Origin of the sequence: Methylotuvimicrobium sp. KM1 (genome assembly GCF_044788715.1) — a bacterium.
Taxonomy (GTDB): Bacteria; Pseudomonadota; Gammaproteobacteria; order Methylococcales; family Methylomonadaceae; genus Methylotuvimicrobium.
Window position 1 is genome coordinate 4,753,970 of the sequence record NZ_CP173170.1, and the last position, 12,574, is coordinate 4,766,543.

Genomic DNA, 12,574 nt, shown 5'->3' on the forward strand with positions numbered 1-12,574 from the left:
AAAAACGCCGACTGACGCCGGCGTTTTTTGGATTGCAGATTTTAGTTTTGCTTATTTGAAAACTGTAACGGTATGTTTGGAGGTTTTATTCGAAGTATCGGTCGCGATCGCTTCGATGATATAGGTACCTCGGCTTTCTCTATTGGTATTCCAATTGTGGGATAAACTACCGCCATCTACTGAACTTACCATCCTGCCGTTAATGAACAACCGGATATTGGCAACCGCAACGTCGTCTTCCGCCGAAACATTTATTTTAACTACTCGTGATACTCGGCTACCGTCGGCTAGATTACTGATTGCTACGGTTGGAGCCGCCATATCTTCAATCACTTCTTCGATAGGCTCATCAACGACTTCTTCAATCGTATTTTTGACCGTTACATTAACATCATTTGAAACCCCGTCATTACCCACCGCATCGATTGCGGTTGCGCTCAAGGTTACGGAGCCATCTGCGACTTGATTGGAATCCCAGCTAAATTGGTAAGGTGCGGTCGTATCGGTACCGACATAGAAACCATTGGCATAGAGCGTCACTTCGCTCACACCGACATTATCGGTGGCATTGACCTCGACTTCAACCAATCCGCTGACGGTATTTCCCCCCGTTGGCGAGAAAATATTGACTGAAGGCGCCTCGTTATCGACAGTGACATTCACCATGCTTTGCGCCATTTCAACCGCTACGGCGGCATTGATGCGGCCGTGACCATAGTATGGGTGGATATCGCCAGCGATTTTATCGGCCGAGGATTTCAAGATTTGCTCGACTTCATCGGGCGTTAGTGTTGGATTCGCGCCCTGAATCAGGGCAACCACGCCTGCAGCCACTGGTGACGAAAACGATGTGCCGTTCCAACTTCCATAGCCGCCGCCGCGCGTAGTGGTTTGAATCGATGCGCCCGGCGCCGCAACATCGATGAACTCGCCATAATTCGACCAAGAAGCCTTGGCATCGGAGCTAGTCGTAGCCGAAACGCTGATCATATGAACATTATCTTTAAATCCAGGATCGACGCCGTCGTTACCGGCCGCAACAACAACCAGGCCACCTTTGCTGCGCATGTATTGTGCGGCATTGGTTACCGCAGAACTGTTGGAAACGCCGTAACTGATGTTCGCGACGTCAGCACCTTGATCGGCCGCCCAGTTCAAGCCACGAGCAATATCGCTCCAATAAGCCCAACCATCACTACTGTTGGTAATGCGCACCGGCAATATTTGCGCATTCCAAGCGACGCCGGCAACGCCGTTAGCGTTATCGGTTGTGGCAGCTGCCGTACCCGCTACCGCCGTGCCGTGTCCATGTACATCAGAACTGTTGGTGCTGCCGTCGACCGCATTCCAACCGGGCAGCATTTTGCTGGATAAGTCAGAGTGCGCGCTATCGACACCGGTATCCAAAATAGCAATCACGGTGTTGTCAGCTTTTGTTGAGCTCCAAGAGGTTGGTGCTTGAATTTTGGGCAAATGCCATTGGTTGCCGTAACGCGGATCGTTGGGCGTCGTCAAGCTGAGTTCGACCGCCATATCGAGCTCTGCGAATTCGACATGAGGATTTTTGGATAATGCTCGAATAACGGCTTGCTCGGCTTGTGGTGGTACAGAGATAACATGCACTCCGATGTTACCGATTATCTCTTTTTTTTGGCCTTTATTGCGTTTCAGAATTTTGTCGAATTCTCTGTCCGATAATCCGGCTTTCGGTTTGACCAAAATTTGGCCTTCTTTCCAAGGCTTGTCGGGGGCTGCGTAGGTTGGTCCGGCTGTACCGCCCAACACACCGGCAAGCAATACCGCCGCTACGGCTTTGGAAAGCTGAGTTGAATTAAATGTGTTTTGATTTTTTTGACTTCTTCGGCTGTTAGAGCTCATGACCCCACTCCTTATTTAAAATAAAGGTCCGAAGGAGTTCCTTGAAGCTGAATATAAATTGGCGTAATGTTTGCGCTATGCCAATTTAGCAATCCCACTGTCATAGGAATAACTCCGTTAGACTGGAAACTTTGCGTCGCCACCTTTCGATGGTTTTGCCCTTTTATGATTTTCGATTGACTGGAGCGTCTAAAAGCCCTTTGAAAGCTTTTTTCGTTCCGGTTGAGTTACAGTGTATAAATTTCAGAAAAAATTGATGTGATTTGCTTGGCAAAAAATTATTTAGAAAAATCATCTTGTTATTGTTAATATCGGTTCAGTGAATTAGTAAGCACTTTTGCGTTGCCCATTTCGACCTCCCCCACAAAAACTTTTTGAGTTTTAGCCATTCGTTCATCTTTAATTAGGCGCAATGGCCGACAGTGCATAGATCAAATCGCCTAAGAAAGAAATTTCTTTTAGGCGAGTTTTTGTCAGCAAAAGATTACACAAGAAGTCTTATTTTGACCTTAACTCAGATAAGCGCTTGGCCTAAATTCAATAGTTCTCTCTATCGCAATTTAGATTTAGGCATGAGGGATTGGTGATCATAGGTTATAAAGCGCCAGGCGTAGGGTGCGCATCGCGCACCTGGGCCGGGAAATCTTGTCGGCTTGGAACCGTGGAAAGGTGCGTGATGCGCACCCTACGGTGCTAAATTCAATAGTTCTCTCTATAGACAAACTCAGGGTTGAGCAACAGCAAATACGCCCATTTGAAGTATACTTGTCGCCTATCATTTATTCGGTTTAAAACGACGTGCTTCGCTTACTTAATTTGCTCGCCAATCTTTTTCCTTTTTGGGTCATCACCTGTAGCGGTTTAGCATTATTTTTTCCTGCTTGGTTTACTTGGTTCAGCGGTCCGATGATCGTTTGGGGCTTGGCTATTATCATGATCGGCATGGGTATTACGCTTAGCTTCGAGGATTTTCGACGGGTAACGCGCACGACTCGACCGGTTTTAATCGGCGTCGTTGCTCAATTTGCCGTGATGCCTCTTTTGGGATGGGCCATAGCTTATGGATTTTCGCTCAATCCGCAATTGGCGGTCGGCCTGATACTGGTGGCATGCTGCCCCGGCGGTACCGCATCAAACGTGGTTAGCTACATTGCTCATGCCGATGTCGCGCTATCGGTATTGATGACGATGTGCTCCACATTCGCCGCCGTTGTCATGACGCCGCTATTGACTCACTGGCTAGCCGGTGCCTATGTTCCGGTGGATGCTTGGAGCTTATTTTTCAATACTCTACAAGTGGTGATTCTGCCGGTTTTGTCGGGTATGTTGCTAAATCGTTATACGCCGCGCCTGGTTCAGGCTGTAACACCTGTCGCACCGCTCGTTTCAGTGATGGTCATCGCATTGATTTGCGCAAGCATCATTGGCGCGAATGCAGGCACGATAAAGGATTCGGCTTTACCTTTGTTGAGCGCGGTTGCCTTATTGCATCTAGGCGGATTTACAATCGGCTATGCAATGGCTCGCTTGATGAAGCTTGAAGAAAACGCATCCCGCACAATTTCAATTGAGGTGGGCATGCAAAACTCCGGCTTAGGCGCGGTACTTGCTCAATCCAGCTTTGCACAAATGGCCCTTGCACCGATTCCCTCTGCCATTTCGGCGAGTTTTCATTCGATCATCGGCAGTGTACTGGCAGCCTGGTGGCGTATACGAAAGACTAAAAGATAGACGGGAATAATGCCGAATGAATTATTTGCTTTTTGCTGCTCGGCAATTGCCGAGCAGCATCCCCCATAAGCGCTAACTTAGTGCCTATAATATGGTGTATTTGTGGCTTTATTCGTCATATCGGCTGGATTGCCGATATTCAGGTTACATAAGTGTGAAGCTAAGCATTGCCATCCCTGGCCCTGGATTCCGCCAATCCCTGGCGGAATGACGCGCTTTTCCTTAAGTTGGCGCCTTATTATGGCAGCCCCCCAACATCATCGCCTAAGAGCCTTTTACTACACACCACCCTTGGCGTTATGCAAAATCAGCATTCACCCAGCACCTAAATTCCATGAGTCTATGATTTAACATCTTGGTTATTAGGTACTGTGACTTTGACAGGCGCCCAGACGACGAAATTTAGCTAGCAAAGGAGATCTCAAACATAGCCTGCTTATATGACTTTAATCCGCCTGTCGCACTATTGATCGGCAGGGCTGTCCAATTGCAAGTGATGACTGGTGTCTTCATCGTCAAAGTAGCCATCCAGATCATCGAACAAATCATCATGATCGTCCAGCAACATGACTCCGTCATTAATCAAATATTCACGACGTTGAAAATAAGCGGTCTTGATGAATTCGTAACGATCGACTGCGGCTTCATCTAAAATCTTCTCCGAAGACAACAAACCAGCACGCTTGTCGACACCCTCTACCGCATTGGCCGCTGTACTTGCTGCGCTAACCGCTGCTCCGGCAAACATCGTATAAGTTAACGGATCCATCAAGGCATCGCCAACCAGGCCGGCTACACCTCGCGGAGAACCGGGCCCGATGAATGGCAGCACCAAATATGGGCCGGTTGGAACACCCCAGTAGCCAAGAGTTTGATCAAAGTCTTCAATATTCTTAGGCAAATCGACTTCACTTGCTACGTCGAAAAAGCCTCCCAAGCCTAAGGTCGTATTAAGAAAAAAACGTCCGGTATCTTTTCCGGCCTGAGCCAATTTTAATTGAAAAACATCGTTGAGAATCACGCCGATATCGTCGATATTGCTAAAGAAATTGGTAATCCCTTGGCTGACCGGCTCAGGAGTCACGTAATCATAGCCCTTGGCGATTGGCTTCATGATGTAATGATCGAGATCTTCATTAAAGGAATGTACGCTACGATTCCAACCCTCCCATGGATCGTCTGGGTTGACGGGAGTCGCGGCACAGCCGCTCAACAGGACCGTACATAACAAGCCTACTGTTGTAAAAGTATGAGGCCCGGAGGCGAGTAATTTTAGGCGCATAGTCTTCTTATTTAGTTATTCATTAAATAAATCGGCGTCATTTTAGCAGTAATTCCTGATTGTTATGAGTTCTTATTGCTGATTCTGCCAACAGCTGACGAAAAAAAAGAATAAATCCCGCTGTACCTCCTCGGAATGTCCAGTAAACAAAGTAAATCAAGATTCATTAGGCCGACCTTTAATCGCCGAACATAAGCGTTCGCAATTAAAATTCAGGTCAATTGGCGCCTGAATGACCGGCATAAACGACTATTCCCTTAATACTAAAAAATTTAGTTTAAGTATTCAGCCCCCTCTTTGAAAAAGACGTCCGCATAGATGCAGGAGATAGGGCAATGCAGGAGCAATTGCCGAGGGGCTAGAGAAAATTTTTTAATACCCCCCCTTTTTTCAAAGGTCAATAATTACGCCTGAATGCGGTAATTTACCAACGGGGCCTGAATACTTATAACTTTAAGAAGGCGAGGATGTCGCCAGCGAGCGGCCCTCGATAGACACCTTCACACCGTTTTTTATTAGACGGTTTATCGATCAAAAAAGAGTCAACCCCAAATCAATGGGCATTAGCATAGCAGACTGAACTTACTATTAGCTTTCAATTTAACAAAGGCCAATATTCACCCTCGTATTAAAATCGTAGTCTTAACGACAACTTAGAATAATTTATACTTCACACGGTCACATTTTTGGTTTTTAGTACACGTCACTCACGCACATTGCTTGGTCAAATCTAGAAAAAGCATTTCACCATGAAGACCCTGAAGAATAAGAAGTTAATTCAATGACTTATTCTGCCTATGCAAATCACTTCCGCTTCCCTAAAAGGTTATTCAAAAATTTAAGAAAAGCCGTTGAAAGAAGCCATTAAATTCATGTGTTTCATGGTTAAACTGCCGAGTTTAGGTTAAAACGTTAATCAAAAAAGCAATAACAGCTTTTCTATTCAATTATTTGATTCTATAAGCGTAATGGACACAAGGTTTAAAAATAAAATCACCAAAATTAGGAGATGCACGAATGAACCGACAATGGCCTTGGTCTTTTATCTTTATTACGATAATTGCAGCCCCTGCTTTTAGCGCATCGCCATCGATAGAGGGCAGCACCCAATCGATGCCCGCAGTTTTTTTTATTCATCGCTATTTTACTGATCAGCGCAAAAACCTGTAGCCTGATTGAAAAAGTCAGTCAACCGGCTATTTTGGGCGAATTACTTTTAGGTCTTGCGCTCGGTAATTTAGGACTCATCGGCATCGATTTTTTCGAAGCGGTAACTCGATACGTGTTCTTCGATAACCAAACGTTATTGACGGCTTAGGTTTTGACCGTAGTCGCGGTCGTCGGCATTGGCATGGTGCCGGTCGGTTTGGTATTTGCTATGTCCGGACACACCACAGGAATCCTATCTGCCGATAGTCTTTTCGGTGATCGTATTAATGGCAATCATCACCACACTGATGACGCCGCCGCTGTTGTCTTATTTACTGAAAAAACACGTCGATAATCATTGACCCCGCAGAGGGAGGGCGCGGGGGATAAAAGAGCAGGATAGCTATGAGGCGAGAGCGTCTCGATTGCATCGAGAGCCATCTAATTTTCGAGCTCTTTGAAAAGTCGGACATAGGGTTTGAGGAACAAGCTGTTGATAGTTTGCGCTTTACAGCGGCTATCACCGATTGAAAGCCTCGCTGCATGAGTCGTCTTTTATCATTTCTCCGCGCCTCTGCGCGAATTACTTTTAATTAACCGCCCGGAGCGCGTTGGCACTATCTATACCTTTCGCATTTCAAATTTCGGCAGTGTCAGCGGGGGCCTCGGGGTGCTCGGTCGATTTTTGCTCCTGTAAAATAGACATTCACGCCATCCATGGCGCTCGCAAAGGCTTTGCCAGCATGGAGCTGGAATAGCGCCTACATGGACGTATTTACGGCGTCCTTTGACGGGCACCCCGAGACCGAAATTTTATCTACGATGAGTATATAAAAATCAATCTTCCTCGGCCTTGATGATTTTACCGGTTCCGGCGTCGACTTCGACTTCCATTTCGCGTCCATCCGCCATTTTTATTTCAAATTCATAGACCGCAAAACCGTCGGTATTGATTTCATACTCCACTTCGCTAATCCTGCCCGGATAGGCTTCTAGCGCTATTTTACGGGCCTGGGCTTCATCGATTTTTTTCAATGCCGCGAAAGCCGGATGATCGGCACTCGGCAGTTCTTGTTCTTTTTCGAAAATGTTGCCGGTTTTATCGCATTTAAATTCCCATTTAGCGCCGTCAGCCGATTTTGCCTTGACCTTGTAAAGTTCGACGCCTTTTTTGTTTTTCAACCTCATTTTGACAATCGGGTCTTGCGTCACTTCGCCGACAGCTTTGCGACAGGCGTCGAAGGCCGTATTGTCTTGAGCGACAGCGACCGTGCCGAATAAACCCAGTAAGGCGCTCAAATAAAAATTTTTATTTTTATAATTCATGATGATAGACCTCATTGAAAAGTTAACAGGTGCACTCATTGCCGATGCCGACAAGCTCTCTCGAGTTCGGGGCGAGGCATCGGCCGAAGGGTACAAAAATATGAAAGTATTTCCTATTTCTGGTTCCCACGGTCCTCCGTGGGAACCCATACCTTGGCTGCCGAGGCAAGATCGGTATACATTCCCACGCTGGAGCGGTGGGAGCGAGGAATGTTTTCGGCATTAGTTAGGCGATCTTTTCGACCGTCTTTATCTTACACAGCCAATCTTAGCTGCCGCAACTTTAAAGAATCACTATCAGAAAGCAGCAATTCTCAGTTTGAGAAATTTCTCCGTGTTCAGGGTGCGGGGTATGCCTGTCGAGGAACGCCATAAACCCATTCATGGGGGCTTGGCGGCGGCTAAACACCAAGGGTGGCGTGAATGCAGATTTTGCATTACGCCAGGGGTGGCGTGTATTAGGGCAATGCAGGAGCAATTGCCGAGGAGCAAAAATCAGCCCCTGCCGCCGACATCCTCGCCAAGCAATCGCCGCACCATTTTTTATTCTCAAATTGGGAGTTGCTGATCAGAAAGTCCATTTAACACCGCCCATCATTTGGAAACCTTGACCCGGATGGATACCGTCGACACGGCTAGCTATGTATTTTTTGTCGCTCAGGTTATAACCGTTCATAAACACATTGACGTTTTTGACGACTTGATAATTAGCCGAGACATTGAAAACCGTATAACCGGGAATAATGCCTTCTTGTCCGTTCGCATTTTCTTCTCGTGTATTTTCAATGTCGACATATTGCTGACTGACACTTTGAATACCAAAACGTATATCTAGACCCCAAGGCGTTTCGACACCGACATTGGCGTTGATTAAATGTTCCGGCGCATAGGGTAAACGATTGTCTTTAACGATCCCCGCCCTAGGTTCGTTACTGGCAAAATATGCATCGAGATAGGTGTAAGACGTTGTTAAATAATAATTATAATCGGTACCGAATAATTGATTGGAGTCCAAACGAAAACCGGTTTCCACCCCTTGATGTACCGTTTCGCCGACATTGACAAATCGGGTATCTTCGACCGTTATGTCTTCCACGATTTGGTTTTCAAAATCGATTCGGAAATAGGTCATTTCCAGATTAACACCCGGTGTAGGCGAGGTTCGAATGCCGGCTTCGTAATTCAAACTTAATTCGGGCTCTACTTGGCTCAGGATATTTTTCGTCGGGTCGACGAAATCACCGATTCTACCCGGCGCGAAACCTCGATGAACGCCGGCAAATAGTGTGGTGTTATCTATGCCGCTATAGGTCACGCCGACGCCGGGCAGGGCTTCCGTCCTAACTAAACTTTCCGTGGCACCGTCGATATTGTTGATATTGTCTTGATGATAATGTTCGACACGGACACCCGGCGTTACGGTAAAGTCGCCGAGAAAAAAGCGGTTTTGCGCGAAAAACGATAGCGCTTGGGTTTCTAATGAATTATCTTGATAACGATTTCGAGTTGTTGGAGAACCATCTAGTCGAACTCGGTTATTGTTAAGACCGGTTCCGCGAGTCTTATCTCTAGGTCCGGCATTACCAACATAACGTTCGCGATCAGCCCATTCGAAATGGCCACGAATACCCAGCGTGGTTTCGCTCTGTACGCCGAATGCGTCATGCATGAACACCAATTTCGGTTCGATACCGAATACATTGTACGTTCTAGGCCGCTGTTCGTTGCCGCAAGAAGGCGCTACTTCCGCAGAAATCGGCTGACCTCTGACGAAACAGTTATTCATCTCAGAGGAGTCATTAGCCTGGCGAATCGATTCCCTGAACATATGATTGCCGTAGATATTGGTGCTAAATTGCATCGTATCGGAGATATCGAATTCATAGAGCGCTTGCCCTGCATAACGACGCACCTCGAAGCTATCGTTACGTAAGTAGTTGGTCCGTTGACTGCGGCGGAACATTTCGCTGGTTATGCCGGCCTCGCCCATATCCGCGTCTTCATGAGTCAATATCCCTTTTAGCATGAGGCGTTGACGGTCATCGATTTTAATTAAGGCTTTGAGTGCCAAATCGTCCACTTCTTGATGCTGGCCGCTACGATTGCCGTCCGATTCCTGCCGAATATAATCCAAGGACAAGCCGACATTTTCGAGCGTACCACCCAATCTTAAATGGGTATCGTAATAGCCATTATTGCCGCCGGCCGCCGAAATCGACCCGCCGAATTCCTCCGGAATCGGCGCACTGACAAAATTGACTGCGCCGCCAACGGTTTGCGGTCCGTACATGATTTGCCCGGAACCCTTCAAGACTTCGATACGGTCGATACGTTTATTGGTTGGAATGTAGTGATTGCTCGGGTCGCTGTAAGGCGCCAATTGTATCGGCGCGCCATCTTCCAATAATTGCGTGCGAACCGATCGCCTTGGATCCAACCCGCGTATGCCTAAATTAAACCGCCGTCCCAACACGTCTTCGTCAACGATGTGAATACCCGGAATGGTGCGCATGGCATCTTTCGTCGACAATGGGCCTTGCCGGTCGAGTGTTGTTTTATCGATGACAAAGCCGGAGCCAGGAATATGCGCTAATTGCGAAGATTCCTCACCGATAATTTCCAGAGGAGGTAATTTTACGGCCGGTGGACGATCATCCACTTTAGCAGCATTTGCATTCACGGCAACCAAGACGGCAGCCGTCATCAAACTCAGACGGAACGGAGCTACTTGGCTCTGCCCGCTCCCCATCGTATTCTGATTAGATTCGATTTTTATTATAGAAATTAAAGACATTGCGTTACCACTCATAAGCCACTTTTTTGAATGCGGCCATTTTAGTGAGCGCTGTCCCTTTTACCTATAGGAAAAACTCCCGAATTTATTTGTTGAGGAACTTTTTAGCAGTGAGCAGTGAGCAGTGAGCAGTGAGCAGTGAGCAGTGAGCAGTGAGCAGTGAGCAGTGAGCAGTGAGCAGTGAGCAGTGAGCAGTGAGCAGTGAGCAGTGAGCAGTGAGCAGTGAGCAGTGAGCAGTGAAATGATCCAATATTTTAACCTTTTGTCAAGACCCAACTTCCTCTTTCCTCTTTCCTCTTTCCTCTTTCCTCTTTCCTCTTTCCTCTTTCACTATTCACTATTCACTGCTTACTGCTTACTGCTTTCCGCTTACTCCTTCCCGCTTACTGTTAACCGCTAACTAACCCCTAAACCTTCGCCCCCAACGCTTTTGCCAAACGATCACGCTTCCCTGTATCGTTTTCGACCTCCCAGCCTTGCAGGTTCTGCCGAATCAATTGACCCAGCGCGTCGATATGTCCGGGTTCGGCGTTGAGCGCATCGATGTATTCATAACGGTCGCCGCCGCTGCTTAAAAAATAAGCACGGTTTTCGACGCCGATTTCTTCGATCGTTTCGAGACAATCAGCGGCAAATCCCGGGCAAAATATTTGTACCGACTTGCAGCCTTGTCCTGGCAAGGCTTTCAGCGTCTCGTCGGTATAAGGCTTAAGCCATTCCTCCCGGCCGAAACGAGACTGAAACGTCGTCATGTATTCGTCTGGAGCTAGTTTTAGCGCTTCGGCGATCAATCGAGACGTTTTGTAGCACTCGCAGTGATATGGATCACCGTTATGTAGGTAGCGCAGCGGAATGCCGTGATAAGAAAAAATCAATTTATCGGCACGGCCATGCGCATGCCAATGATGCCGGATATGCTCGGCCGCTGCTTGAATGAACGGGTCGAAATCATGATAGTGAGTGATGAAGCGCAATTCCGGCAGCCAGCGGCGCTTTTTGAATTGATCCGCCAAGGCATCGAAAGTCGAGGCGGTCGTCGACGCCGAATATTGCGGGTATAGCGGTAGCACCAATAATTTTCGGACGCCTTGTTGCAATAGTCTATCCAATACCGATGCGATCGACGGAGTGCCATAGCGCATCGCGAAATCGAGCACCAGATCGTCGCCCCAATCCGCCTGTAGATTTTTTTGCAAGGCTTCGGCTTGGTGCCGGGTATGAAACATCAACGGCGATCCTTTTTCGGTCCATACCGATTTGTAGGATTTTGCCGAACGCCGGGGCCGAATTCGCAGAATGATGAAATTCAAGACGAACCACCAGATAAATCGAGGAACCTCGACGACCCGCGGGTCAGACAAGAACTCCTTAAGGTAAACGCGCAATTCCTTCGCGGTCGGTGCTTTCGGCGTACCGAGATTGGTAATCAAAACACCGATTTTATCGTTTTGTTGATGCGTGAATGCGGGACTGCCTTTAAATTTCATGCTTTTTTCGCTTTGGAATATTATTATTTTGTCGAAGCTTGTCAACTCAGCCTTATTTATACCTTTAGCACTTCAAATTTCGGCAGTGTCTGAGGAGGCTCCGAAATTTGATCTACGATAGGTATATCAAGGTTGGGTTAATCGAAAAGCGCCTGGTCTAAATTTTTACTATTTTCTAAACCTCTAAGTTCGCCTTTATCTTTTATGCCATGAAATTTTGTGCCGGCAAGGTTGGCTTGTGAAAAATCGGCATCAAGCAGTTTGGCTTCGGACAGATCGGCACCCGACAAATCGGCGCCGGCGAGGTCTGCACCGGCCATGTCGGCGACCATTAAATTAGCGTTTTGCAGATTGGCGCCGTTCAATTTGGCCAAACGCAACATTGCCCGACTCAAATTAGCCCCTGCCAAATTGGCTCCGGTTAAATCGGCGCCTTTTAAATTGGCGCGCATCAAACCCATCGGCTGATTTTTCATATCCGCGCCCCAATTGGCTTCTCTCAGATCGGCGCCCTTTAAATTAGCACCGTCCATCACGGCAATAAAACGACTGCCTCTTAGATTAGCCTTGCTCAAATTGGCCTTGACTAAACTGACACCGAACACGCTGCTATTCGAAAGATCGGCGCCGGATAAATTGATGCCGGTCATTACGGTCAAATCCAATACCAAACCGGACAAATTACTATTACTAAAATCGGCCTTTCTCAAATCGGCGCCCCATAAATCGGCATGGCGAAAATCCAAGCCGGATAAGTCGACTCCGCGTAAGTCCTTCCGGCGCAAATCAGCCGGTTTCTCTTTTGTGGCCGTGCTTAGCAGTTGTTCGATTTGCGCACGGTCGAGATCGGCAGCAAATGCCGAGGAAGTATTCAGTGCCAATAAAAACAACGAGGTAAATAGGGTAGGTATTTTCATCGTATCATCT

General features: G+C 47.3%; 8 protein-coding genes and 1 riboswitch. Of the genes, 2 read left to right on the top strand and 6 right to left on the bottom strand.

What is annotated here, in order from left to right; genetic code table 11:
* Positions 1-51: 51 nt before the first annotated feature.
* Positions 52-1,878 (bottom strand): S8 family serine peptidase, encoded by a 1,827-nt coding sequence (locus ACINK7_RS20705; RefSeq protein WP_404358289.1) that lies wholly within the window; start codon positions 1,876-1,878, stop codon positions 52-54.
* Between the two features lie 84 nt (positions 1,879-1,962).
* Positions 1,963-2,048, bottom strand: a riboswitch (cyclic di-GMP riboswitch).
* A gap of 628 nt (positions 2,049-2,676) precedes the next feature.
* Here ACINK7_RS20705 and ACINK7_RS20710 point away from each other — a divergent pair.
* Positions 2,677-3,609, top strand: a complete 933-nt coding sequence (locus ACINK7_RS20710; RefSeq protein ID WP_404358291.1) for a bile acid:sodium symporter family protein — start codon at positions 2,677-2,679, stop codon at positions 3,607-3,609.
* A 463-nt stretch (positions 3,610-4,072) separates the two neighbouring features.
* Here the strand turns inward: ACINK7_RS20710 and ACINK7_RS20715 are convergent, their stop codons facing one another.
* Positions 4,073-4,891, bottom strand: coding sequence for a VacJ family lipoprotein (locus ACINK7_RS20715; protein ID WP_404358293.1), 819 nt, complete (start codon positions 4,889-4,891; stop codon positions 4,073-4,075).
* A gap of 1,346 nt (positions 4,892-6,237) precedes the next feature.
* Here ACINK7_RS20715 and ACINK7_RS20720 point away from each other — a divergent pair.
* Positions 6,238-6,402, top strand: coding sequence for a hypothetical protein (locus ACINK7_RS20720; RefSeq protein WP_404358295.1), 165 nt, complete (start codon positions 6,238-6,240; stop codon positions 6,400-6,402).
* 475 nt (positions 6,403-6,877) lie between these two features.
* Here ACINK7_RS20720 and ACINK7_RS20725 read toward each other — a convergent pair whose 3' ends face one another.
* From ACINK7_RS20725 to ACINK7_RS20740, 4 genes are all read right to left on the bottom strand, one after another.
* Complete coding sequence (locus ACINK7_RS20725; protein WP_404358297.1) at positions 6,878-7,366, bottom strand: PepSY domain-containing protein; 489 nt, start codon at positions 7,364-7,366, stop codon at positions 6,878-6,880.
* Between the two features lie 568 nt (positions 7,367-7,934).
* Positions 7,935-10,160, bottom strand: a complete 2,226-nt coding sequence (locus ACINK7_RS20730) for a TonB-dependent receptor family protein (RefSeq protein WP_404358299.1) — start codon at positions 10,158-10,160, stop codon at positions 7,935-7,937.
* A gap of 407 nt (positions 10,161-10,567) precedes the next feature.
* Complete coding sequence (gene hemH / locus ACINK7_RS20735) at positions 10,568-11,647, bottom strand: ferrochelatase (protein ID WP_404358300.1); 1,080 nt, start codon at positions 11,645-11,647, stop codon at positions 10,568-10,570.
* 137 nt (positions 11,648-11,784) lie between these two features.
* Positions 11,785-12,564: a pentapeptide repeat-containing protein gene (locus ACINK7_RS20740; protein WP_404358302.1), complete on the bottom strand. Its 780-nt coding sequence runs from the start codon at positions 12,562-12,564 to the stop codon at positions 11,785-11,787.
* Between the last annotated feature and the right edge of the window lie 10 nt (positions 12,565-12,574).

Bases quoted from the DNA above. Each gene is read 5' to 3' on its own strand.
- hemH (WP_404358300.1), bottom strand. From the start codon at position 11,647: ATGAAATTTAAAGGCAGTCCCGCATTCACGCATCAACAAAACGATAAA.
- ACINK7_RS20705 (WP_404358289.1), bottom strand. From the start codon at position 1,878: ATGAGCTCTAACAGCCGAAGAAGTCAAAAAAATCAAAACACATTTAAT.
- ACINK7_RS20725 (WP_404358297.1), bottom strand. From the start codon at position 7,366: ATGAATTATAAAAATAAAAATTTTTATTTGAGCGCCTTACTGGGTTTA.
- ACINK7_RS20730 (WP_404358299.1), bottom strand. From the start codon at position 10,160: ATGTCTTTAATTTCTATAATAAAAATCGAATCTAATCAGAATACGATG.
- ACINK7_RS20715 (WP_404358293.1), bottom strand. From the start codon at position 4,891: ATGCGCCTAAAATTACTCGCCTCCGGGCCTCATACTTTTACAACAGTA.
- ACINK7_RS20740 (WP_404358302.1), bottom strand. From the start codon at position 12,564: ATGAAAATACCTACCCTATTTACCTCGTTGTTTTTATTGGCACTGAAT.